27 protein-coding genes are annotated in these 23461 nt (G+C 63.1%); 19 read left to right on the forward strand and 8 right to left on the reverse strand.

Annotation, left to right across the window (positions count from 1 at the left end):
• Window positions 1–4 precede the first annotated feature (4 nt).
• Genes JHL16_RS06200 through JHL16_RS06210 form a run of 3 tightly spaced genes read left to right on the forward strand, consistent with a single transcriptional unit; the run spans window position 5 to window position 2592 of the window.
• Entirely contained in the window at window positions 5–244 is a 240-nt protein-coding gene (locus JHL16_RS06200) for a hypothetical protein (RefSeq protein WP_200184012.1), read from the forward strand.
• A complete protein-coding gene (grrM, locus tag JHL16_RS06205; RefSeq protein WP_200184013.1) occupies window positions 241–1410 on the forward strand; it encodes a cyclophane-forming radical SAM/SPASM peptide maturase GrrM/OscB in 1170 nt (389 codons plus the stop codon). The genes JHL16_RS06200 and grrM overlap by 4 nt, the downstream gene beginning before the upstream one ends.
• Window positions 1411–1437: 27 nt before the next feature.
• The gene (locus JHL16_RS06210; RefSeq protein WP_200184014.1) at window positions 1438–2592 is read left to right on the forward strand and encodes a patatin-like phospholipase family protein; all 1155 of its coding nucleotides are present in this window, start codon (window positions 1438–1440) and stop codon (window positions 2590–2592) included.
• Between the two features lie 7 nt (window positions 2593–2599).
• Here the strand turns inward: JHL16_RS06210 and JHL16_RS06215 are convergent, their stop codons facing one another.
• On the reverse strand, window positions 2600–3184 hold the full coding sequence (locus tag JHL16_RS06215) for a DJ-1/PfpI family protein (RefSeq protein WP_200184015.1): 585 nt from the start codon (window positions 3182–3184) through the stop codon (window positions 2600–2602).
• 119 nt (window positions 3185–3303) lie between these two features.
• Between JHL16_RS06215 and JHL16_RS06220 the strand changes: the two genes are divergently transcribed.
• Genes JHL16_RS06220 through JHL16_RS06235 form a run of 4 tightly spaced genes read left to right on the forward strand, consistent with a single transcriptional unit; the run spans window position 3304 to window position 7281 of the window.
• A complete protein-coding gene (locus tag JHL16_RS06220) occupies window positions 3304–4425 on the forward strand; it encodes an extracellular solute-binding protein (protein WP_200184016.1) in 1122 nt (373 codons plus the stop codon).
• 57 nt (window positions 4426–4482) lie between these two features.
• Entirely contained in the window at window positions 4483–5550 is a 1068-nt protein-coding gene (locus tag JHL16_RS06225; protein WP_200184017.1) for an ABC transporter ATP-binding protein, read from the forward strand.
• Window positions 5543–6424, forward strand: coding sequence for an ABC transporter permease (locus tag JHL16_RS06230; protein ID WP_200184018.1), 882 nt, complete (start codon window positions 5543–5545; stop codon window positions 6422–6424). The genes JHL16_RS06225 and JHL16_RS06230 overlap by 8 nt, the downstream gene beginning before the upstream one ends.
• Window positions 6421–7281, forward strand: coding sequence for an ABC transporter permease (locus tag JHL16_RS06235; RefSeq protein ID WP_246770818.1), 861 nt, complete (start codon window positions 6421–6423; stop codon window positions 7279–7281). The genes JHL16_RS06230 and JHL16_RS06235 overlap by 4 nt, the downstream gene beginning before the upstream one ends.
• Window position 7282: 1 nt before the next feature.
• On the opposite strand, the gene JHL16_RS06240 is transcribed toward JHL16_RS06235, so the two are convergent.
• Window positions 7283–8197 (reverse strand): LysR substrate-binding domain-containing protein, encoded by a 915-nt coding sequence (locus tag JHL16_RS06240; protein WP_200184019.1) that lies wholly within the window; start codon window positions 8195–8197, stop codon window positions 7283–7285.
• A gap of 108 nt (window positions 8198–8305) precedes the next feature.
• Here JHL16_RS06240 and JHL16_RS06245 point away from each other — a divergent pair, with 108 nt between their 5' ends.
• Window positions 8306–8827: an L-2-amino-thiazoline-4-carboxylic acid hydrolase gene (locus tag JHL16_RS06245; protein WP_200184020.1), complete on the forward strand. Its 522-nt coding sequence runs from the start codon at window positions 8306–8308 to the stop codon at window positions 8825–8827.
• An 8-nt stretch (window positions 8828–8835) separates the two neighbouring features.
• Here the strand turns inward: JHL16_RS06245 and JHL16_RS35215 are convergent, their stop codons facing one another.
• Window positions 8836–8958 (reverse strand): hypothetical protein, encoded by a 123-nt coding sequence (locus JHL16_RS35215; protein WP_281435992.1) that lies wholly within the window; start codon window positions 8956–8958, stop codon window positions 8836–8838.
• 51 nt (window positions 8959–9009) lie between these two features.
• Window positions 9010–9636, reverse strand: a complete 627-nt coding sequence (locus JHL16_RS06250) for a class I SAM-dependent methyltransferase (RefSeq protein ID WP_200184021.1) — start codon at window positions 9634–9636, stop codon at window positions 9010–9012.
• A 288-nt stretch (window positions 9637–9924) separates the two neighbouring features.
• On the opposite strand from JHL16_RS06250, the gene JHL16_RS06255 reads away from it, so the two are divergent.
• The 11 genes from JHL16_RS06255 to JHL16_RS06305 all read left to right on the forward strand — a co-directional run bounded on the left by JHL16_RS06255 (window position 9925) and on the right by JHL16_RS06305 (window position 18627).
• A complete protein-coding gene (locus JHL16_RS06255; protein WP_200184022.1) occupies window positions 9925–10245 on the forward strand; it encodes a hypothetical protein in 321 nt (106 codons plus the stop codon).
• A 27-nt stretch (window positions 10246–10272) separates the two neighbouring features.
• Window positions 10273–10596 (forward strand): hypothetical protein, encoded by a 324-nt coding sequence (locus JHL16_RS06260; protein ID WP_200184023.1) that lies wholly within the window; start codon window positions 10273–10275, stop codon window positions 10594–10596.
• A 74-nt stretch (window positions 10597–10670) separates the two neighbouring features.
• The gene (locus JHL16_RS06265) at window positions 10671–11003 is read left to right on the forward strand and encodes a hypothetical protein (RefSeq protein WP_200184024.1); all 333 of its coding nucleotides are present in this window, start codon (window positions 10671–10673) and stop codon (window positions 11001–11003) included.
• Window positions 11004–11016: 13 nt separating this feature from the next.
• On the forward strand, window positions 11017–11592 hold the full coding sequence (locus JHL16_RS06270; protein ID WP_200184025.1) for an NnrU family protein: 576 nt from the start codon (window positions 11017–11019) through the stop codon (window positions 11590–11592).
• A complete protein-coding gene (locus JHL16_RS06275) occupies window positions 11589–12149 on the forward strand; it encodes an NnrU family protein (RefSeq protein WP_200184026.1) in 561 nt (186 codons plus the stop codon). The genes JHL16_RS06270 and JHL16_RS06275 overlap by 4 nt, the downstream gene beginning before the upstream one ends.
• A gap of 63 nt (window positions 12150–12212) precedes the next feature.
• Window positions 12213–13031 carry a 3-methyl-2-oxobutanoate hydroxymethyltransferase gene (panB, locus tag JHL16_RS06280; protein WP_200184027.1) on the forward strand — a complete coding sequence of 273 codons (819 nt, stop codon included), beginning with the start codon at window positions 12213–12215 and terminating at the stop codon, window positions 13029–13031.
• Window positions 13032–13117: 86 nt separating this feature from the next.
• Window positions 13118–14482: a multicopper oxidase family protein gene (locus tag JHL16_RS06285; RefSeq protein WP_200184028.1), complete on the forward strand. Its 1365-nt coding sequence runs from the start codon at window positions 13118–13120 to the stop codon at window positions 14480–14482.
• 79 nt (window positions 14483–14561) lie between these two features.
• Window positions 14562–15221, forward strand: coding sequence for a tetratricopeptide repeat protein (locus JHL16_RS06290; protein WP_210345959.1), 660 nt, complete (start codon window positions 14562–14564; stop codon window positions 15219–15221).
• A gap of 9 nt (window positions 15222–15230) precedes the next feature.
• On the forward strand, window positions 15231–16538 hold the full coding sequence (locus tag JHL16_RS06295; protein WP_200184030.1) for an outer membrane protein assembly factor BamB family protein: 1308 nt from the start codon (window positions 15231–15233) through the stop codon (window positions 16536–16538).
• Window positions 16539–16660: 122 nt separating this feature from the next.
• A complete protein-coding gene (gene der / locus JHL16_RS06300; protein WP_200184031.1) occupies window positions 16661–18010 on the forward strand; it encodes a ribosome biogenesis GTPase Der in 1350 nt (449 codons plus the stop codon).
• Window positions 18007–18627: an HAD family hydrolase gene (locus tag JHL16_RS06305; protein ID WP_200184032.1), complete on the forward strand. Its 621-nt coding sequence runs from the start codon at window positions 18007–18009 to the stop codon at window positions 18625–18627. The genes der and JHL16_RS06305 overlap by 4 nt, the downstream gene beginning before the upstream one ends.
• A 161-nt stretch (window positions 18628–18788) precedes the next feature.
• Here JHL16_RS06305 and JHL16_RS06310 read toward each other — a convergent pair whose 3' ends face one another.
• The 4 genes from JHL16_RS06310 to JHL16_RS06325 form a co-directional block, all read right to left on the reverse strand.
• Window positions 18789–19787: an ABC transporter permease gene (locus tag JHL16_RS06310; RefSeq protein ID WP_200184033.1), complete on the reverse strand. Its 999-nt coding sequence runs from the start codon at window positions 19785–19787 to the stop codon at window positions 18789–18791.
• 8 nt (window positions 19788–19795) lie between these two features.
• A complete protein-coding gene (locus JHL16_RS06315; protein ID WP_200184034.1) occupies window positions 19796–21301 on the reverse strand; it encodes a sugar ABC transporter ATP-binding protein in 1506 nt (501 codons plus the stop codon).
• A 69-nt stretch (window positions 21302–21370) separates the two neighbouring features.
• Window positions 21371–22321, reverse strand: a complete 951-nt coding sequence (locus tag JHL16_RS06320) for a sugar-binding protein (protein ID WP_200184035.1) — start codon at window positions 22319–22321, stop codon at window positions 21371–21373.
• A 395-nt stretch (window positions 22322–22716) separates the two neighbouring features.
• Window positions 22717–23451, reverse strand: a complete 735-nt coding sequence (locus JHL16_RS06325; RefSeq protein WP_200184036.1) for an SDR family NAD(P)-dependent oxidoreductase — start codon at window positions 23449–23451, stop codon at window positions 22717–22719.
• Window positions 23452–23461 lie beyond the last annotated feature (10 nt).

Consider the following 23461-nt stretch of genomic DNA (forward strand, 5'->3'; position numbering starts at 1 on the left):
AGCCATGGACAGGCACAAGAAGCATCTTCTATGGTCGGCCGCGGCCTTCACCTTTGGGCTGGTGAGCATGCCGCCGGCCTCGCAGAGCCTGGCGGTTGAGGAAGGAAGAGCCATCGATCGCCTGCCGGAGATTCGTGCCGTGCTGCGCGATGCGCTCGAACAGGGCAGGGTTCTGAGCGTGCCGTCCGGCTCGACGAAGCTCGCGCAGGACTGGCCCAATTGGACCAACTGGGGCAACGGATGATCCCGGTCTTGAGGCCTGAGAGATTGCGCGGGCGCACCAAGCTGCTCGTCCTCCAGGGCACGCCGTTCTGCAATATCGATTGCGCTTATTGTTATCTGCCGGACCGCGCCGTGAAGGCGCGCATGCCCGTTGAAACCATTCGCGCGGCCGTGCGCTGGATCTTCGACAACGGCCTGGGGCGCGACGATCTTACCATCATCTGGCATGCGGGGGAGCCGCTCACTTTGCCCCGCGCCTGGTATGAGGAGGCTTTCGCGGCAGCGCGTTCGGCGGCGCCGTCTTCCTGGCGGCCGCGGCATGCCTTCCAGACCAATGGCATGCTGATCGACGATGACTGGTGCGCGTTCTTCGCCGCGCATGGTCTGCGTGTCGGCGTCAGCCTCGATGGTCCCGCTGCGTTGCACGACCTCCATCGCAAGCGGCGCAATGGCAAAGGCAGCCATGCGGCGGCAATGCAGGGGGTCGCCGCGTTGAAGCGCAACCGGATTCCCTTTCACGCCATCTGCGTCGTGACCGCGGAGACATTGGCGCATGCCGATGAGGTCATGGATTTCTTCGCCGAGGTCGGCGTCACCGATGTGGGCTTCAATATCGAGGAGATCGAGGGCATCAATACCGGGTCGACACTGGCAAAGCACGGAAGCCGGGCTCGCTTTCGGGTCTTCTTCGAGCGCGTCCTCGACCGCGCCGCGTCTTACGGTATCGGCATACGCGAGGTACGGGGCGTCCTAGGGGCGGCCGCGAACCTGCCCGACAAGGAGTGGCCGGGCAATGACCAGAACATGCCCTTCGCCATCGTGACCGTCACGCATCAGGGTGCGATCCACACCTTCTCGCCTGAGCTGGCGGGTATCGCCCATCCGCGTCTCGGCTCGATGGTCCTGGGCCATGTCGGCGCCGACAGTCTTGCGGAAATCGTCGACGGTCAGGTCTTTCAGACGCTGTGGGCCGAGATCGCATCGGGGCTGGCTGCTTGCGCGCGCCGTTGCGCCTATTTTCCGATCTGCCGGGGCGGCGCGCCGTCGAACAAGCTGGGCGAACTCGGCACCTGCGCCGGCACCGAGACCATGGCCTGCCGGCTCGGCCAGCAGGAGATCGCCGAGGCGGTGCTGGGGCGTGTTCTGAACGAGATGGGGCGTGACGTGGTTCTGGCCAAGGCATCCTGAGGAAGTCTTCGCCGCGAGGAGATAGACATGGCGACAACGAACTCTTCCATCCTTGAACCGAAGAAGGCTGGTCAGCGCCGGCTGCTCGCCCTCGACGGTGGCGGCATCCGCGGTCTCATCACCCTCGGTATTCTTGAGAAGATGGAAGCGGATCTGCGCCGGATCCTCAAGAAGGACGCGAGCTTCCGGCTGGCCGACTATTTCGACTTCATCGGCGGGACGTCGACCGGCGCCATTCTGGCGGTAGGCCTTTCGATCGGATTGTCGGCCAGCGAGCTCACCAAATTCTATCTTGAGGCGGGCCCTTTGATGTTCAAGAAGGAGGAGCTTCTCGAGCGCCTATGGAACAAGTTCAAGTCGGATCCGCTGGAGATGAAGCTCAAGGAGATATTGGGCAAGACGACCGAGCTTGGCAGTCCGAAGCTCAAGACCTTGTTGCTCCTTGTGATGCGCAACGTCTCGACGGATTCGCCTTGGCCCGTCACCAACAATCCAAACGCCCATTACAATGCGCGCGATCGTGACGACTGCAATCTCAAGCTTCCACTCTGGCAATTGGTGCGCGCCTCGACGGCGGCGCCGACTTATTTCCCGCCCGAAGTCGTGAAGCTGAAGGAGGGGCGCCAATTCGTGTTCGTCGATGGCGGCGTGACGCCGTACAATATTCCCGCCTTTCTGATGTTCCGTAAGGCGACGGCAGAGCCTTACAGGCTTCTGTGGGAGCGCGGCGAGGATAAGATGCTCATCGTTTCGGCCGGCACCGGCTCGGCGCCGCGGCTCGGGCCACAGGCCGGCGATCCCAACCGCTCGCTCCTCGAGGTCGCGATGTCCATCGCGGGAGAGATGATGAACGGCATGGCCTATGACCAGGATATCAATTGCCGCACCGTCGGGCGCTGCGTCTTCGGTCCTGAGATCGACCGCGAAGTGAAGGACATGGTCCCGGCTCAACCTTTGTCGGAGAATCTCGGCCGTTCGTTCCTCTATGCGCGCTACGATCCCGATCTCACCCGCGAAGGCCTCGACGCGCTGGGGCTCAAGAAGCTGTCGCCGGAAGCGGTGGGCAAGATGGACTCAGTGAAAGCGATCGATGACCTCATGGCCGTCGGGAAGGCTTACGCCAAGAAGGCCCTCGACATCGGCGCGCAGTGGGGGCCTTTCGGAACGGCCGCGGCGGCGTAACGGGTGCTCAACCAGTATATTCCTTCGCGAACATCCCTTTCATCTGAGCGACGGTGTCGGCTTTATCAGGGTGAAGTGTCTTCAGGAACTCGATGGCGAAAGTGCCGGGTGCCGAACCTGGGGCCGAGATGATTCGGCCATCAGCGACCGCATGTGGCACGTCGCGGTAGCGTTCGTTCCCGGCATAATCTGGCACAAGGCCTGAGATCCAGTCACGTCCGTTGCTCGTATGCGCCGCTTTGGCAAAAAGCCCGGCGCGCGCCAGAGCGAGCGTGCCGGCGCAGATGCCGCCAACGATACCGTTGCGCGCGTCGACAGCCTTGAGTAAGGGGCCGACATCCGGTGCGTCGGCTCCGGCCCAGCCGTCGGAGCCAATGACGGCCACGGCGTCGAGATCGCCATTGCTTTCAGCATCAGTTGCGCGTTCCGGCGTCAGCATCAGGCGGCCGATCGAGCGCACCGGCTTAGCCCCGGGCGAGAGCGCCACGACACGCCCCGGAAACCATTCGCCGACCGAGGCCGACAGCAGGCCGAACTCCCAGTCGGCATAACCTTCGATGAAAACCAGTCCGATCGTCTTGTCCTGAGCCATGGTGAACCTCCCGGGATTGTGACCGCCTGTGGATGGCGTCTTCGCGTGACTGTCACACAGCAGCGATAGCTAGCCCGGACTTTACCAATGGTCGAAGACCAAACACAGGAGAAATTCACATGAAGACGATCAGCCGCCGGACGCTCCTCAAGAGCGCGGCCGCCACGGCCGGCGTGACGCTCGCGGCTCCCTTCATCGCGCAGGGCGCCCTGGCCTCGTCGGGCACCGTCAATATCTTCGCCTGGGCCGGCTACATTTCCGATGACATGCTGGCCGCTTTCGAGAAGGCGACGGGCATCAAGCCGGTCTACACGCCCTATGGCACCAATGACGAGCTCCTCAACCAGATGCGCGCCAGCAACGGCTCGGGCTACGACATCATCTGGCCGGCCGTCGACCGCGTTCCGAACTACGTTGAATTCGGCCTCATCCAGCCGATCGACGAAGCGAAAGTGAAGTGGGACTCTGCGCTGCAGAGCGCGGTGAAAGGCTCCGAGACGCTGGGCGCCGTGGTCAACGGCAAGCGTTACCAGGTGCCGACCGACTGGGGCACGGAAGCGCTTTCCTTCGACAAGAAGGCCTCGCCGCTCGAATATGGCAAGGCCTCCTATGGCGACATCTGGAAGCCCGAAATGAAGGGCAAGGCGACGATCCGCGGCCATTCCGGTCTCGTCGGCCTGGGCCTCTGGCTCGAGACGCAGGGCAAGCTGCCCAAGCCGATGCGCGACAGCTTCAAGGACGAAGCCACGATGCGCGCCAATTACGACGTGATCCTCGCCGAAGCGATCGCACGCAAGGGCAACATCGTGCAGTTCTGGGCCAATGAAAACGAAGCCCAGGGCGCATTCCGCACCAATGGCGCGGCGATCGGCCAGACCTGGGATTCCTCCGCCGCCGGCCTCGCCAAGGAAGGTCTGCCGATCGGCTTCGTGGCTCCCGTCGAAGGCGCGCTCACCTGGATGGAAGGCGTGTCGCTCCCCGTCGGCGCCAAGAACCTCGACCAGGCCTATGAGTTCGTGAACTGGATGCTGACGCCGGAAGCCGGCGCCCTCTATGCCAATCACACCTCGATCAACACCACCGCGGTCGGCGCCGACAAGTTCCTGTCGGAAGCCTCCAAGAACTTCTTCACCGCTGCCTATCCGGGCGACGCGCTCGAGAAGCTCTGGTGGTGGCCGGTCCAGGAGAACTGGTTCGTCGCCATCCGCAACGAATATCAGGACAAGTTCCTCTCGGCCTGACGCCTCAACGATGGCGGAGCCCTGGTGGCTCCGCCATTCTCTCGATCCTGGAGCTCCATGTCCCATTCCGTCGACCTCATCGACATCGAAATGATCTTCGGCCAGGTGCGCGCGGTCGAGAAATTCTCCGCTTCCGTCGAAGGTGGCGAGTTCTTCTCGATCCTTGGCCCCTCGGGCTGCGGCAAAACCACGGTGCTGCGTCTCGTCGCCGGGTTCATCCAACCGACCGCCGGCCGGGTGCTGATTGGCGGCAAGGATGTGACGGGCAGCGGCCCGCATCAGCGCCCGACCTCGATGATCTTCCAGTCGCTGGCGCTTTTCCCGTTGATGCCGGTGTGGGAAAATATCGTCTTCGGCCTCGAAGTGCGGGGCATTCCCAAGGCAGAAAGGCGCAAACGCGCCGAGGAATTGCTCGATCTCATCGCCCTTCCGGGTTTCGGCTACCGCATGATCCACGAATTGTCGGGCGGACAGAAGCAACGTGTCGCCATCGCGCGGGCACTCGCCGTCGAACCGCAGGTTTTGCTTCTCGACGAGCCGCTGTCGGCGCTCGATCTCAAGCTGCGCCAGCATATGCGGGCTGAATTGCGGGCCCTGCAGAAGCGCACCGGCGTCACTTTCATCTATATCACCCATGACCAGTCGGAAGCGCTCGCGATGTCGGACCGCGTGGCGGTGATGAGCGCCGGCAAGTTGCAGCAGATCGCCACGCCGCGCGAGCTTTATGCCAATCCGGCGACCTCCTTCGTCGCCAGGTTCGTCGGCGAGACGAATGAGTTTCCTGGCCGTGTCCGCGGCGTTTCGGACGGCATCGCCGCCGTCGAAACCCGCCATGGCCTGCTCAAGGGTCGGGCCGGCCCCGGTCTCAGGGCGGGCGACCAGGCCGCGGTCTATGTGCGCCCCGAGGCGGTGTCGCTCGAAACCCAGAACGACAATCGCATCGAGGCGGAAGCCGAACGCCTCGAATTCGAAGGCGCGGTCGCCATTCTTCATGCCAAGGCCCAGGACGGCCAGGCGGTCCTCGCCGCCATCGCCCATCGTGGTCTCGGCCAGGCGCCGGTTTCGGGCGGCGCGATCAAGCTCTCTTTCACACCTGCCGAAGCCCTGGTCCTCGCCCATGGCTAGTCTGACGGCGCGTTTCGGTCCGGGCCTCGGCGGTACGATCCTGCTGCTGGTCGGCTTGTGGCTCATCGGCATGGTGCTGGCGCCCAATCTGATGATGCTTGATTTCTCGCTGCGGCCTAACCTCATGCCGAACCAGATCGGCACCGATGCGGATCGCTATACGCTGGCGAACTTCATCGCGTTGTTCAGTGATTCCGTTCACCGCGCCATCTTCTTCAAGACGGTGTGGGCGAGCGCACTCGTCACCCTGACGACGCTCGTCGTGACCTATCCCTTGGCCTTCTGGCTCGCCAAGATCGCCACACCGCGCGGCATGGCGCTGGCGCTTGTGGCGCTGATCATTCCGTTCTGGATCAACGAAGTCTTGCGTACACTCGCCTGGTATATCCTGCTCGCCTTCAACGGGCCGCTCAACGCGGTGCTGCTGGGGCTCGGCATCATCGCTGAGCCGGTGCGCTGGTTCGGCGACTTCGGCGTCCTCGCCGGCATGGTCTACGCCTATATTTTGTTCATGCTGTTTCCGATCTACAATTCGATCTCGACACTCGAGACGGCTCAGATCGAGGCGGCGCGCAATCTCGGCGCCTCGACGGTCAGAATCCACCGCCGCATCGTCATTCCGCATGCCAAGGCCGGCATCGCGACGGGCTGCGTCTTCACCTTCATGCTGGCGGCGGGCAGTTATGTGGCGCCGGCGCTCCTCGGCTCGCCCGGCAGCCGCTGGTTCACCGAGATCATCTACAACTGGTTCTTCGAAGGCGGAAACTGGAACCGGGGTGCGGCCTATGCCCTGGTTCTGCTCGTCCTCTGCATGCTGGTCGTGCTGGCGGCGCTGCGGGTATTCCGCGTCAATCTCGCGGATGTCGCCAAATGACCATGGCTCTCGAAGCGCCTGTCGCGGCGCGGCTCAACACGCCGAAGGGCGGCCTCGCCACCATCGCCGAGCTGCTGCCCCGGATCATCTTTGCGATCTATATGATCCTGTTCTTCACCTATCTGTTCCTGCCGTTGGCAGTGATGACGGCGGCGACCTTCAACACCAGCAAATTCCCGACCGTGACGCCCTGGCTCGGCACCACTTTGCAATGGTTCGAAGCCTTGTGGGCCGATCAGGCGATGTGGAAGGCGCTGCGGCTTTCGGTCCTGATCGGCATCTGCGTGATCGCGATCGCGCTGCCGATCGGCACCGCCGCCGCTCTGTTCCTGACCAGCCTAGAGGGCCGGGCACGCACCTTCTTCTATGCGGTCATGGTCTCGCCCTTGCTGACGCCCGGCGTCGCCATCGGCATCGCCACCCTGATCCTGTGGCGCCAGGCGGGCGTGGGCGGCGGCCTGTGGCTCATCATCCTGGCGCAATCGAGCTTCATCGCCGCCTATGTGATGCTGATGGTCATCGCGAGACTCCAGCGCTTCGACCGCACGCTGGAAGAGGCCGCGATCGGCCTCGGCGCCTCGCGCTGGATGGTGTTCCGCCGCATCCTCCTGCCATATCTGAAACCGTCGCTGCTGGCGGCGATGCTCATCGCCTTCCTGCAGTCCTTCGAGAACTACAATACGACGCTCTTCGTGCGCGGCACCGAGACGCCGCTTACCGTCTTCATCGCCACCAAGGTCCGCACCGGTCTCACCCCTGCGGTCAATGCGCTGGGGCTCATCCTGATCGTGCTGACCATTGTCGCCGCCGTGGCGTTGGAACTCTCGAAGCGGAGCCGGGCGGCAAAGCCCGCATGACTCATCCGGTAATCGTCAGTCCTTCCTGGATGAGACGGTCGCGCAATTCGCAAGCCGCCGGCGAGAGCTCACGTCCCTTGCGGGCGACGATGTAGACGTCGACGCCGGACGACATCTGCTCCTTGACGGGTCGGACCAGGTCGCCTTGTTTGACCAGGTCGCCGACGACATGCTGCCAACCCAGCGCCACGCCTTCCGCCGCCAGCGTCGCCTGAAGCACGAGGATGTAGTTGTTGTAGACGAGTGTGCCGCGGTCCTTGGGCTGGGGAGCCCGGAACTTGTCGAACCAGTCGCGCCAGGTGACGCCTTCGTGAAGCATGTCGTCGAGATGGATCAGGCGGTGATGGCGAAGGTCCTTCAAATGTCGGATGGGACCGTTTGCCTGGAGATATTTCGGGCTGCACACCGGATAGATGATTTCCTTGGTGAACAGCCAGACATGGCAGCCGGGCCACGCGCCGCGTCCGCCGGTGATGGCGATGGACATGCCGTCATCCGGAAGCTCGAGCAGCTTGTCCGACGTATAGAGGCGGAGGTCGAAGAGGGGCAGGGCTTCGCGTATCCGGGCAAGACGCGGCAGCAGCCAATGCGTGGCCACCGTGATCGAGACATAGAGGCGCACCGGTGTTCGGCTCGTCTCGGCTTTCAGGTCATTGATCGTCGAGAGGATGCGCTCGAGCGCTTGCGACACGTTCTGAAAAAGCTTGGCGCCTTCCGGCGTGACGATGACGCGCTTATGCTGACGATCGAATAGTTTGAGTCCAATGCCATCTTCGAATTGTCGGATGGCGTGGCTGACCGCCGCCGGCGTCACATTCAGCTCGCGCGCCGCCAGCGTGAAGCTCTCATGCCGGGCGGCCGCTTCGAATGTATAGAGCAGATTGGCGGATGTAACGAGCTTGCGGAGATCATGCATGAACTGAATTCACTCAGAGTTGAGTTTTTTCGGCGGCAGAAGTCAATAATGGCTCTGATACGTTACCCCGCAGGTCAAGAATATTTCAACCAAAAGGGAGATCTCGCAATGACGACGGATGGCCACCCCCTGCAGCAGGCTCTCAAGGACGCCTATATGAGCCGCGGTCAGCTTTATGTGGCCTTCTACCGCGCCATCGCCAAACGTTATGGCGATGCCGCCGCCAGGAGCATCATGAAAGAGGCCATCTATGACTGGGGCGCCGGCCTTGCCACCGGCGTGTCGCCTTGCGCGCCCGGAAATTTCGCCGGGCTCACCGATGTCTTCTTCAATTCGCCTGATGGCGGCGAGATGTTCCGCCCGGATATCGGCGCGCCGGCGCATCATGGCATCGATGCACATTTCCTGGCCTGTCCGTTGAAGGAAGCCTGGGTGGCCGCCGGTCTGTCCGACGACGAGGTCGCCATGTTCTGCGATATCGCCTCCGCCGCCGATTACGGCACGCTTGAGGCGGCTGGCTTCGACATATCGATCACCACCTGGACGCCTGGATCGGAAGGCTGCTGCGCGCTCAAGGTCAGAAGGCGTGGGGAACCGGACGAGGCGTCGAGGGACTCGTCCGGCCAGTAGCTCAGCGTCTAGCCGTTCACGACCGCTTTCGCGGCCCAGGCGCGGCCAACCAGGCGGATTGGTCCCTTGATGCCCAGCTTCCTGGCGAGTTTCGCCTTGAGGCTGGCCCGCTGGTGCTCCGGCAGCTTCATGCAGTAGCCGGGCGCCGGACCGGCGCCGAGCGTGAAGGGCTGCCAGAAGGCTTAGAAGTCACTGAACACGGTCTCGATCGCGATCGGCTCGACGGTTGCCGTGATGCCGGCCTCACGACACAGCTTTGTCAGACCATCCCGGGTGCAGAACGGAAACCTTCGGTCTTCATCGAGTTCCGCCGCCTGCGGGTCGATCTCCGCCGCCGCCTTCCAGAAGGCGTCGATGAAGCCCATGCCGCCGCCCGGATAGTCCCAGACATAGAAGCCGAGAAGTCCCCCAGGCCGCAGCACGCGTTTCATCTCCGCCAGAGCCGTGACCCGGTCGGGAACGAAATTCAAGACCAGGGCGGATCCGACGACATCGACGCTGGCATCGGGCGCCGGTAGCTTCGCGGCATCGGCCGTCTCGAAGCGCACGCGCTGGTCGATGACTTGGGCCTGCGCATAAGCAACAAAGTCCTTGGAGGCATCGATGGCGAGTACAGATCGAGGAGCGCATTTTCCGAGAATGTGGGCGGTGAAGGCGCCGGTGCCGCAGCCGATCTCGAGCCAGCGCACATTTTCGGGCGGCGCCAGCCATGGCAGGAATTTTGCAGCGATCTGCCGGCTCCACCGGCCCATATATTGTTCGTAATTCTGCCCGGCGCTCCACGCGTCGAATTGGGCGAGCTGGTTCATCTTACACCTCAAGAGGTAGGGAAAGTGATGCGCCCAGCACGGCCACTTAAACACGGAATCCCGGAGGCGACAAGTTTTCGAGCTGTACGCGATCGGGTAAGTCGATTTCCGGCCGACGCCTCGATGACGGCGGCGCGGCTTGCGCGCCACGAGATCATTTCCAGTGCTCTCCGCCGGGCGTTTTGTGGCGCCAGCGCACCAGCGCGAAGCTCAGTTTGCGATCGTTAACTTTTTCGTTGCGTTAGCCTCCAGCCATCGTAATCTCATGTGACAATTGATGGGGGTATTATGACGATCAGCAAGGCAAACGGCGTCCGCTTGGCCGCTTTGTTGGCAATCTGCGGCGCCGTGGCAGGATTGTCGGCGGCGGTCGAGGCGGCACCAATTACCCAGAAAGAGGCTCTGGCGGCCTGCCGGGCGCAATTCGGCAAGAAGGTCGTCAACGCCACAGTCGGCAAGAACGGCAAGATCAACTGCCAGTGGATGGTGCGGCGCGAGATGACCCGGCAGGAAGCCTATGAAACCTGCCGGAAGAAATTCTCCGCGACGACCGCCATGGTGCAGAAGACCAAGACGGGGTGGCGCTGCCGCTATATCGGCCGGTTCTAATTCAATTCCAGAAAGAGAGTGTGTTTCATGAAGTCGACAAGGACGGCAATCCTCAAACTTGCGCTCACCGGGGCGTTCACCAGCTTCATGGTGATGGGGCTCGCCACAACCGCAGAGGCTGGCATTTCGAAGAAGCAGGCGATGGCCGCCTGCCGCGCCAAATATGGCAAGGATGTCACTGGCGTCGTCATCAAGAAGAATGGTCAGATCGTCTGTCAGGAGGGGCCGAGCGGGAAGTCTGCGTCACGCCAGGAAGTTTATGAATGGTGCAAGCGCAAATTCGGTGCGACGACGGTCGTCGTCCAGAAGAAGGGTGATCGTTGGCACTGTCTCTATTACGGCCGGTACTGAGCAACTCCGTCGCGCTTCACCCCGGGTGAAATTGGTGGCAGAGTGGTTCGAACAGGAATCATCGGGCCGGAACAATGGATTATCCATCTGCCACCAAAGCCGCGCTGCTCTTTTTGGGCATCGGGCTCGGCGTCGCCATGTTGCCCCAGGGCGCTTCGGCGAAGGACTGGGACATGAAGCTCGACTCACAGGCCTGGGCCTGCTCGACGCTCTATAGCCGTTACCCGATCAAGGTGCTGAACGGCGAGGACCGCGAAACAGCCCTTTGCGTGGGCGAGGGCAAAAAGGGCCGTAAACCGATGTCGCGGTCGGAGGCGTTCGACCTCTGCCGCGAGCAGTTCAATGCCTCGAGTCTCCTGATCAATTGGACAAGCAAAGGCTGGCGCTGCCGTTACTACGGCCGCTGAGAGGTAAGAATCCATGACACTGCTCATTATCGGGATAGTCATCTTTGTCGGCTCGCACCTGGCCGTGATGCTGTTGCCGCGCCTGCGCGAGGGTTTGCTCGGTGGTATGGGCGAGGGGCCTTATAAAGGCGTGTTCTCGCTCGTTTCGCTCGTCGGCCTCGCGCTGATGATCTACGGCTTCTACACGACCCGTGGCATGCTCGAAGGGACGGACTATCTCTATACGCCGGCACCCTGGGCCCGCCATCTCGCCATGACCCTGGTGCTGCTGGCCTTCATTCTCATCGGCGCCTCGCATGGCAAGGGCTACCTGAAAAGCTGGCTCAAGCATCCCATGTCGATCGGCTTCGGCCTGTGGGCGGTGGCGCATCTCATGGCCAATGGCGACCGGCCCGGCGTCTACTTGTTCGCCTCCATCCTGGCGCTTGCCGTCATCGACATCGTCCTGTCGACGGCACGCGGCAAGCTCCCGACGCATGAGCCGCGCGTGCGATCGGACGTGATCGCCGTCGTCACCGGCATCGTGCTCTATCTCATCTTCCTCTTCGGCGTTCATCCCTACGTCTTCAATCTGCCCATCATCACATGACTCTTCTCGCTTTGGGCGTAGCGCTCTTCGCCGTTTGCCATCTGACCCTTGCTCTGCCGGAAGCCAAGGCGGCCTTGCGCCGGCGCTTGGGCAAATTCTTCGGGCCGGGCTTCGGCGTCGTCTCGCTTCTGCCGCTTGTCCTCATCGTGCTCGGCTGGCGCAGCGCGCCGCTGGAAATCGTCTATGACGCGCCGAGCTGGGGCAGAATGGCGACCTTCATCCTCGTGCTCGTCGCCTTTCTCTGTCTCGGTATCTTTCTCTTTCGTGGCAAGCTGCGCCAGGCACTACGTTTCCCGCTCGCCTGGGGCGTCGTCTTCTGGTCGGTCGGCCATCTGTGCGCCAATGGCGACGTCGCGAGCCTCATCCTGTTCGGCGGCATGCTCCTCTATGCCCTGGCGCATCTGGGGCTCGGTTTCGCCAATGGTGTCAGGCCGTCGCCCGAGATCCGCCAGGGCCATGACGTCATCTCGATCATCATCGGCGTGGCGCTCTATGGCGTCTTTGCCCAGCTGCACCCGCTTTTCACCGGCGTGCCGGTGGTGACGCTGACGCTATAATAGATTTTGTGCGGTGCACAAAAATAGTTGCCGGGCAAACGCAACCGCGATAGGTTTGCCGCCATGTCACTTCATACCGATCAGAAGCGTCTCACCGCACCCGACATCACCGCGCGCAAGGGGGGCGATCCGATTGTCGCCCTGACGTCGTATCACGCCCATACGGCGGCGATCGCCGACAAATATGTCGACTTCCTTCTCGTCGGCGACACGCTCGGCATGGTCATGCATGGTTTTGAATCGACCCTGCCGGTGCCGCTCGAGCTGATGATCATCCATGGCCGCGCCGTGATGCGCGGCACCAAGCGGGCGCTGGTGGTCGTCGACATGCCCTTCGGCACCTATGAGGAAAGCCCGGCCCAGGCGTTCCGCAATGCCGCGAAGATCGTCAAGGAGACGCAATGCGGCGCGATCAAGCTCGAAGGCGGGCGGCGCATGGGCGAAACCATCCGCTTCCTGGTCGAGCGCGGTATTCCGGTCGTCGCCCATATCGGCCTCACCCCGCAATCGATCAACGTGCTGGGCGGCTTCAAGACGCAAGGCCGCAAGCGCGACCAGTGGGCCGAGATCGAGGAGGACGCCAGGATCGTCACCGAGGCCGGCGCCTTCTGTGTCGTGCTCGAGGCGGTGGTCGAGCCGTTGGCGGCCCGCATCACCAAAGCCATCCCCATTCCGACCATCGGCATCGGCGCTTCTGCCGAATGCGACGGTCAAATCCTCGTGATGGAGGACATGCTGGGCCTGTCGCCGCGCGTGCCGAAATTCGTCCGCGAATTCGGCGAGGTCGGCAAGGCCATCGATAGAGCGATAAGCTCTTATGCCACTGAAGTCCGTACACGGAGCTTCCCCGGCAAGGCCAATATCTACGAGTCAAAGGACTGATCCCTGTATGACCTGGGCTTGAAACAATCCTAAGTCAGGATGGTTCGGAATTGCTATAACAAGCCCGAATCGGAATGGGATGATCGATGATCCTCTCCAGGCGTTCGTTCATTGCCGGCGGCGCGGCTCTGGCCGCCTTGCCTTGCCGTCTGGAAGCCCAGACGGCCGAGGACGGCTTCGTCGTCCTGACCGCACGGGCGGCCGAGGGACGGCTCATGGAGGCCGATCGCCCGGCGACCAAGCTCGAAAGCCTGTCCGGTCAGTGGCCGCCGCCACTGCTCACCGCCAAGCAGGGCGAGGAGTTCAAGGTCCGTTTCGTCAATATGCTCGACCGGCCGATGGCGCTGCACTGGTATGGCGTGCGCGGGCCTTCCGAGATGATGAGCATCTCGGTGGTGCCGGGCGAGGACAATGCCTTCGACTGCGTCTTCACCCCGCCGGACGCCGGCACCTTCTGGCTGTCGCCCGTCGCCGATGTCTCGCGCCAGCGTGAGATGGGGCTTTATGCACTCCTCGAAGTCGCCGAGAAGGAGCCGCTGCCGGCCTTCAGCGATCTGCCGCTAACTTTCGACGACTGGCGGCTGACCGATGACGGCCAGATCGATGCCGCGACCTTCGGCAATCTCGAGGACGCGATCGGCCAGGGCCGGCTCGGCAACTGGTTCACCGTCAATGGTGCCTATCGGCCGAAGATCGACATCCCGCAGGGGCTGGTGCGTCTGCGTATCCTCAACGCCGCCAATATCCGCACCATGTCGATCCTCATCAAAGGCGCCGATCCGCTGATCATCGCCGAGGACGGCCAGCCGGTGCCGCCGCGCCAGCTCGGCACTGCCGGGCTCGTTCTGGCGCCCGGACAACGCGGCGACCTGCTGCTTGCCGAAAGCGAGGAGACCTTGACGCTCGCCGTCAATCTGTTCGAGGACGTCATCGAGGCCGCTTATCTCACCCGCACAGGGGCCGCGGCCGAAATCGTGCTGCCCGACAATTTCGCTTTGCCACCCAATCCGGTCACCATCGCGATCGACATGACCAAGGCGCGGACCGTGCCTTTCGTGATCGAGGGCGGCGAGAAGGGCGGCATGACCGGCGCCATCTATGCCGGAGAGAAGCTCGATCTCCGGGCGCTCCTGGAGAAGGGCATGGCCTGGGCTATCAACGGCACCGCCGGCCTCGCCGCCGAGCCCTGGGAAAGCTTTACCCTGGGCGAGACGGTGATCCTCGACGTGAACAACCGGACCAAATTCGATCAGCCGCTCCATATCCACGGCCATGTCTGGCGGGTCATCGAGGATCTGCCCACCCCCTTCCGCGACACGGTGGTCGTGCCGGCCGGGGCGCAGGTGAAGCTGGGTTTTGTGGCCGACAATCCCGGCCGGTGGGGTATTCAGAGCACGGTGGCGGAGCGGGCCGATGCCGGGTTGCTGACCTCCTTCGAGGTCGGCGCGTAATTTGCCTTGATTTGGCCGTTTGGCTAAATTAGCAGCTTCATCAAAGTGTTAATGACGGCAGCTCGGGAGCCTCAGTCAAGTGAGCGATGAATCGCTATTCAGAGAAGTGGACGAGGAAGTCCGCCAAGACCAAGCTAAGAAGCTCTGGACCCAATATGGTAGTTATTTCACGGCCTTGGCTCTGGCCATCATCCTGGGCGTCGGCGGGTTCAAAGCCTGGCAGTACTGGCAGCTGACGCAATCGGAAGGCGCCGCCAGGGTCTTTTCCGATGGGATTAAGAAGCTCGAAGAGGGCAAAACCGCCGATGCCGAGGCGGCTTTCGCGGCAATCGACCATTCGGGCTATGCCAAATTGGCCGAATTGCGCCGCGCCGCCGCTCTCGCCGGCAGCGGCAAGACCGATGAGGCGGTGGCGATCTACGACAAGGTCGCCAATGACCAGGCCAATGCCCAATCTTTGCGCGATCTGGCGCGCCTGCGCGCCGGTTATGCCCTGACCGACAAGCTGGCGCCCGCCGAGCTCATCAGCCGGCTCGGCGCCTTCGACAACGATACGAGCCCATGGCGCGGCATGGCGCGCGAGATCTTCGCGCTCGCCGCCTATCGCACCGGCGACTACACCATGGCCGATCGCTACCTCAATGCCATCATTGCCGATCAGACTGTGTCGCTCGAGCTGCGCCAGCGCGCCCAGATGCTGCTCGAAGTGGTGACCCCGCTTCTGACCGCCAAAAAGTAAGGTCTGACCATGCGATTTTCGAGGCTTTGGCCGATCCTGGCGACGTCCCTTTTCCTCACCGGCTGCGGCTCGGCCTCGAAGCTGCTCGAAGGCGTCACCGGTGAAAAGGACGTGGTGCTGCCCGGCAAGCGCGAAAGCGTTCTGTCGCCGAGCGAATCCTCCGCCCCGCAAAACGAGACATCGGGCGAGCCGATCGTCATCCCGACCGCCGAGACCAATTCGAGCTGGGCGCAGCCCGGCGGCCAGGCCACCAATTCCTTCGGCAATCTCTCGGCCGGCGCCACGCTGTCGCGCGCCTGGGCCACCAGTGCGGGTGAAGGCTCAACGGGTGACGGACGCATCGTGGCGAGCCCGATCATCGTCGGCGGCACCGCCTATGTGCTCGATTCGCGCAGCAATGTGACGGCGATCCGCACCTCGGGCGGCGGCCAGGCCTGGCGCGTCTCGCTCGTTCCGGAAGGCAAGAGCACCCGCGCTTTCGGCGGCGGCCTCGCCTCCGACGGCCAGCGCATCTATGCCACCTCGGTCTTCGGCGAGGCTTTGGCGCTCGACGCCTCGACCGGCGCCATTCTGTGGCGCAAGAAGCTCGGCGCCCCGGTACGCGCCGCACCCACCGTCGCCAATGGCACGATCTATTTCACCGGCTCCAGCAATGAGGTCTTCGCACTCCGCGCCAGCGACGGCACCGAGGTGTGGAAGTATCAGGGCACCGGCGGACGGGCGACCATCGCCTCGAGCCCGAGCCCGGCCGTTTCGCAGGGTTTCGTGGTCATCCCGACCACCGCCGGCGAGATCATCGCCTTCAATTCGAGCGACGGACTCGAAGCCTGGAGCGATGCGCTGACCTCGAACGATCCGGCCGCCACCGCCACCAATATCGGCAGCGTCGCCGGCCGCCCGGTCATCGAAGGCGGCCAGGTCTTCGCCATCTCCAATGCCGGCCGCATGGCGGCCTTCGCGCTGCAGAGCGGCGACCGGCAATGGACCCGCGACATATCGGGCTCGCAAACCCCTTGGGTGGCGGGCGACCATGTCTTCGTCATCATCAACGGCAAGACCTTGATGGCCCTGTCGCGCCGCACCGGCGCCGTGCGCTGGAGCAAGGAGCTGCCGGGCAAGATCTGGGCCGGCCCCGTTCTGGGCGGCGGCCGCCTGCTGGCGGTCAGCTCCGACGGCCAGCTCGCCAGCATCTCGGCGCAGACCGGCGAGGTCCTCAACACCATCAAAGTGGGGGATTCCTTCTATATCGCCCCCGTCATCGCCAACGGCACGGTTTATCTGCTTTCTGATGATGCTCAGCTGATCGCCTTGCGCTAGCGCGCATCCCGGCGAAGTGGGATCACTTCGCCGACGAGGATTCGCGCCAAATCAATTTTGTTGAAGCAAATCCTGATCGCCAAAGTCTTCAACTTTGGCGGGATTTGCTCTAGGACGATCAGATGCAAGCAAAAGTCGCGATCCTGGGCCGACCGAATGTCGGCAAATCGACGCTGTTCAATCGGCTGGTCGGCCGCAAGCTGGCGCTGGTCGACGACCAGCCCGGCGTCACGCGTGACCGCCGCGAGGGCGAGGCGCATCTAGCCGATCTGAGCTTCCGCCTGTTCGACACGGCCGGCCTCGACGACGCCCCGCGCGGCAGCCTCGAAGACCGCATGAGCGCCCAGTCGGAAACGGCGATCACCGATGCCGATGTCTGCCTTTTCGTCGTCGATGCCAAAACGGGTGTCACGCCGGTCGACCGCGAATTCGCCGCCAAGCTCAGGCGCCACGGCAAGCCGGTCATTGTCCTCGCCAACAAGGCCGAGGGCCGGGCCGGGGAGTTCGGCGCGCTCGATGCCTTCTCGCTGGGACTTGGCGATCCGATCGCCATTTCCGCCGAACATGGCGAGGGCATGAACGAGCTCTATGATGCGCTTGAACCCTTTGTGAAGCGCGAGGTGGAGGACGAGGAAGAGGAGGAGGATGCCGAAGGCAAGCCGCTCAAGCTCGCCATCATCGGCCAGCCCAATGCCGGCAAGTCCACGCTGGTCAATACCTTGCTGGGCGCCGATCGCGTGTTGACAGGCCCGGAGGCCGGCATCACGCGCGACGCCATCGCCATCGACTGGTCGTGGCGCGACAAGCCCGTCACCTTGTGGGACACCGCCGGCATAAGGCGCAAATCGCGCGTCACCGGCAAGATCGAGAAACTCGCGGTGGCCGACGGCTTGCGCGCCATCCGCTTCGCCGATGCCGTCATCGTGCTGATCGACGCCTCGATGGAGATCGAGCGGCAGGATCTCACCCTCGCCGATCTCGCCGCCCAGGAGGGCAGGGCCGTCGTGCTCGCACTGTCGAAATGGGACCTGGTCGAGGACAAGCAGAAGCGCCTCAAGGATGTGAAGGACGACATCGCCGACATCCTGCCGGAGATCCGCGGCGTCACCATCGTTCCTCTCTCGGCGCAGCAGGAAAAGGGTCTCGACAAGCTGATGGAAGCGGTCTTCGCCGCGGTGGAGAAATGGAATACCCGCATCTCGACCGGCCAGCTCAATCGCTGGCTCGAGAAGATGCTGGAGCGCAACCCGCCGCCGGCGCCCTCGGGACGGCGCATCAAGATCCGCTACGCGACCCAGGTGCGCGCCCGCCCGCCGACCATCTCGCTCTTCGGCAACCAGCTCGACCATCTGCCCGAGTCCTATGTGCGCTATCTGATGAACGGCTTGCGCGAGGATTTCGAGCTGTGGGGCACTCCTTTGCGTTTCAACCGGCGCGGCGGCCGCAATCCCTTCGACAAGGACAAAAAATGACCGTCCATCCGACCACCGTCGTCTTCGATATCGGCAATGTGCTCGTCTCCTGGGACCCGCGTTATCTCTACCGCCAGGTTTTCGACGGCCGCGAGGCGGAGATGGAATGGTTTCTCGCCAATATCTGCACGACCGCCTGGAATGTCGAGCAGGACAGGGGCCGCAGTTTCAAGGATGCGGTCGATCTGCTCGTCACGCAGCATCCCGAGAAATGGCATCCGATGATCCGCGCTTATGACGAGCGCTGGCATGAGACGATCTCAGGACCGATCAAAGGCACCGTCGCCATTCTCGAGGCGCTTAAGCGCAACAACGTGCCGCTCTACGCCATCACCAACTGGAACCAGGACAAGTTCCGCGAGGCGCTCGAGCGTTTTCCGTTCCTGAAAACCTTTGCTGGCATCGTGGTGTCGGGCGACGAGGGTTTGCTCAAGCCCGACCGTGAGATCTTCGATCTCTTCTGTGACCGCTACAAGGTGAAGCCGGAAACGGCGGTGTTCATCGACGACAGCGCGCGCAATGTCGAAGGCGCCCGTGCCGCCGGCATGCATGCCTTGCATTTCACATCGCCCGAAGCTCTCGCCCGCGATCTGCGCGGCCTCGGTTTCGCGGTTTAGAGATCCGCTGTTCTTCCGCTGTTAAATGCAGCGGAATTTGCAGCGGATTAACAGCGGATCTGCAGGGATCTGCAGGGAATTTCCGCAACGCGCTGAAAGCAGCGGTGGCTCCCGAGCCCACAATTTCCCGATCTCACGCTTGTGCGCGGGCTTGCAAGGCCTCAGCCTTGCTTCTCCGGCATGGCTTGGGGCACGGTTTTTCGGCGGAAGAACTGGGTGATGCCGCCATAGCGGGCGATCTGCTGGTCGGCGAGCACGCCGAACAGGATGACGGCGCCGATGACGGCGAAATTGAGCGAGCTCGGTATGCCGAGCAGGTTCACCAGGTTCTGCAGCACCTGGAGCAGGATGGTCCCGAGCACGATGCCGAGCATCGAGCCTTCGCCGCCTCTGAGGCTGCAGCCGCCCAGCACCGCCGCGGCGATGGCATAAAGCTCATAGAAATTGCCGTGGGTGGCGGGCGAGATGGAGCGGGTATAAAGCGTCAGGAACAACGCCGCGAGCCCGGCGAGGCCGCCGCAGATGATATAGGCGGATGAAATGACGCGTTTGGTCCGGATGCCGGAATACCGCGCCGCTTCCTCATTCTTGCCGACCGCGAAGAGATAACGCCCGAAGACCGAGCGGTGCAGCACGATACCCATGACGACGGCGATGATGATGAAGGCGACGAAGCTGTGCGGAATGCCCAAGGTCCGCCCGGTGGTGAGCCATTGCAGCGCCGGATAGGTCACGCCGAAAGGAAAGCCGGCGGTGGCGTCCTCGGTGTAGAAGCGGGCGATGCCGCGATAGATCAGAAGGCCGCATAAAGTGACGATGAAGGGCTGCAGCCCCATTCGGGTGACGAGGAAGCCATGCAGCGCGCCGAGGATCAATCCGGCGATGACGATGATGAGCGAGGCCAGTGCCCAGTTGATCTCATAGGTCGAGAGCAGGTCGACGAAGATCACGCCGAGCAGCGCGAACATCGAGCCGACCGAGAGCTCGATGCCGCCGGTGATGATGACGAGGCCGACGCCGATCGAGAAGATGCCGTAGAGGCCGATGAGATTCATCGTGTTGGACAGGTTGATCGGCAGGAGGAAGCGCGGATTGATGAAGGCGACCGTGGCCGAGACGACCAGGATGAGGATGAGCAGGCCTAGATCTTTCTTGAGCATGGCGAACCCTAGTTGAGCGGCCTTCCGACCGCTAATCTCAGCACATTGTCTTCACTGAAGCGGCTGCGCTCGAGAAGGCCGCTGATCCGCCCCTCATGCATCACCGCGATCCGGTCGGAGACCCCGATCACTTCCTCCATGTCGCTGGAGATCATCAATATGGCGACGCCCGAGTCGCTTAAGGCTCGCATCAGCTCATAGATCTCCTGCTTGGCGCCGACATCGACGCCACGCGTCGGCTCATCGAAGATGATGATCCGCGGCTTCATCGACAGCCATTTCGCCAGCACGACCTTCTGCTGGTTGCCGCCGGAAAGCGCGCCGGCGAGGACGCCGACATTCGGCGTCTTGATATTGAGGCTCCTCTTCTGGCGTTCGGCATTGGCGTCCTCCTGGGCCGGCTTGATGAGCCAGGCTTTGGCATAGCTCGCAAGATCGGGCAGCGAGATGTTCTGGCTGATCGAGACATCGAGCAGGAGGCCGAACTGCTTGCGGTCCTCCGGCACCAGGAAGATGCCTCTGGCGATCGCCTCGCGCGGCTCGGCGATGCGGACCGGCTCGCCTTTCAGGCGGATTTCACCGCCGGTCTGCTTGTCGATGCCGAAGACGACCCGCGCCACTTCGGTGCGGCCGGATCCGACGAGGCCGGCGAGGCCCAGTATCTCGCCCTCCCTGACGGTGAGATCGACGGTTTTGTCGGGAAAAGCGGATGTGCGCAGATCCGACAGCGCCAGGGCCTCGGCGCCGGGCGGCGCCTTGGGCGGGATGTAGAGAGATTTGAGATCGCGCCCGATCATCAGACGGATCATCGCCTCATGCTGGATCTCGGCGCCTGTGAGCTCGCCCACCTTGCGGCCATCGCGCAGCACGATGACCCGGTCGGCGCAGCGCTCCACTTCCTGAAGCCGGTGCGAAATGAAGATCACGCTGACGCCGGTGGCCTTCAGATCGGCGATGATCTTGAGGAGCCGATTGGTTTCGGTGACGGTGAGGCTCGAGGTCGGCTCGTCCAGAATGACGAGGCGCGCGTCGAAAGAGAGCGCCTTGGCGATCTCGACCAGCTGGCGCTGCGCCAGGGACAGATCGGCCACCGGGCTCGCCGGGGTGAAATCGGCGCCGAGCTTCTTGAGCAGGGGGGCGGTGCGCTGGCGCATCGCCTCGGTGTCGAGAAGGCGCAAGGGCGGGGCTTTGCGCGGCTCGCGCCCGATGAAGACATTGGCGGCGACATCGAGATTGTCGAACAGGTTGAGTTCCTGATGCACGAAGGCGATGCCGGCCTTGCCGGCGGCATCGATGGTCATGGCGGCCCGTTCGGCGCCGTCGATGCGCAAGACCCCGTGATCGGGCGCGGCCACGCCGCCCAATATCCGCATCAGGGTCGATTTTCCGGCGCCATTCTCGCCGACGAGCCCGATGACCTCGCCAGGCGCCACGCTGAGTGTCACGCCTTTCAGGGCGATGACACCCGGATAGGATTTGCTGATGTCGATGAGTTCGAGAAACGGATCGGCCATCTTGCCCCGAAGCTTGACCCGGATTGCCGGCCGGCACAAGCGGTGCCGGCCGGACGAGTGGCCTCTTTTCTATTTCCCGAGGCGAGATTTGAGTTCCGTCTCGAAGGCATCGACATTCGCCTTGTCGATCACTTGGCCGGGAACGATGATCAGCCCATCGGCGGGCACGCCGGACTTGTCGCCTTCCAGAACTTTCGCCATCAGCTTCATGCCCTGATAGCCCCATTCATAAGGATTTTGAACGACGGTGCCTTCGATGGCGCCTTCGCGCACGCCGCCCAGCGTCACCGGATCCTCGTCGAAGCCGATGATCTTGATCTGGCCGAGCTTGCCGGACTCCTTCAGCGTCTCGTAGATAAGCGGCGTATTGTACGAATAGAAGCCGACCATGCAGGCGACGTCCGGCGAGGCGGCCAGCGCGTCGGCGACATTGCGCTTGGCGCGGGCGAAGTCGATGTCGTCGCCGCGCACGTCGACCATCTCGACCTTGGACCCTTTGATGGTCGCCTGCACGCCTTCGATGCGTTCGCGGGCATTGTCGGCGCCGGGCAGCCCGACGAAGCCGATGCACTTGCCGCCGTCGGGCAGGGCCTTCAGCATGAGCTTGCCGGCGTCCTTGCCGAGCTCGACATTCGAGCTGCCGATATAAGCGATGCGCTTGGATTGCGGCGCGTCGCTGTCGGTGGTGAACAGCGGCACCTGGCCGGCGATGCGGTCGAGGGCTTCCGTCGATGTCTTGGGATCGACGGCGCTGACCATAATGGCAGCGACGCCCGCGGCAACGAGGTCGTCCATCAGGCGCTGCTGGATGGCGGCGGAGGACTGCTCGGGATATTTGAGCTCGAGCGTGTAGTTGGGAAGTTCCTCTTGGGCCTTCTTCACGCCCGCTTCGGCGATCTTCCAGAAATCGGAGGCGCCGTTGACGACGAAAGCGAGCGTCTTCTTGTCCTGGGCATCGGCGTTCAGCGTGACGGACATCGCCACGGCCAGAGCCGCGCCGATCATGAACAGACGTTTCATCTATTTCTCCCTTTGATGATGCCGCTGCAGCATCCGCGAGCGGCAAGTGGTTGAACCGCCTTTTCTTATTTGTATGACAAAAGGCTAGGCGAGAAATCGTGAAGCGTCAACACTGGTAGAAAGTAGGGCTTGATCGGGAAGGCGAGGAATGATGAGGATGCGGCGGTGCGTTGATCGCACAAGCCCGCTTCATGGCATTCTGAGGGAAACCGGTCAGAGTATTTTCGCTCAGCTCATCTCCCTCCGCCGCGCGAAGCGCGGGGAGGGCGGACGGGTGGGGTGTCTCCACCGACTTTGCACTGAGAGGTCTTTCTGGCGGAGAGACCCCACCCGTCGCGCGTTCCGCGCGCCACCCTCCCCGCCTTCGGCGGAGGAGGGAGAAACGGATGAAAGCTTCAGCCCTGGAACTTGAACAGTCCGGTCGGCGCGTATTTGTAGGTGGCGCCATTGTCCTTGAAGGTGGGGAGGCACATTTCGACGAGTTGGGCGGCAACGTCGTCGGCCGACGGCAAAGTCTCGGGATCCTCGCCCGGCATGGCGAGCGCCCGCATGCGGGTGCGGGTCGGGCCGGGGCTGAACATGTTGGCCGTCACCTTGGTGGTGGAGATTTCGGCGGCATAGGTCCGGACCAGGGTTTCGAGCGCCGCTTTTGAGATCGAATAGGTACCCCAATAGGCGAAGGCCTTATGCGCGGCGCCTGAGGTCACGAAAATGGCGCGCCCGTCCTCGGAACGCTTGAGCAAGGGATCGAGCGAGCGGATGAGGCGCCAATTGGCGGTGACATTGACCGCCATGACCTCGTCCCAGGTCTTGGGCTCGATATGGCCGAGCGGCGACAGCTTGCCGAGCACGCCGGCATTGCCGACCAGGATGTCGAGCCGGCCCCAGCGTTCATGAATAGCGGCGCCCAGCCGGTCGAGAGCGGGGTAATCCTTGACGTCGGCCGGCACCAGCGTGGCGCTGCCGCCCAGCGCCTTGATCTCGTCGTCGAGCTCCTCGAGTCCGCCTTGCGTGCGGGCGATCGCGATGACATGGGCGCCGCGTTTGGCGAGCGCCAGCGCCGTGGCCTTGCCAATGCCGCGCGACGCACCGGTGACGACCGCGATGCGGTTCTCGAGTTCTTTGCTCATTTATTTTGTC

The organism is Taklimakanibacter albus, from assembly GCF_016595235.1.
GTDB lineage: Bacteria > Pseudomonadota > Alphaproteobacteria > Rhizobiales > Aestuariivirgaceae > Taklimakanibacter > Taklimakanibacter albus.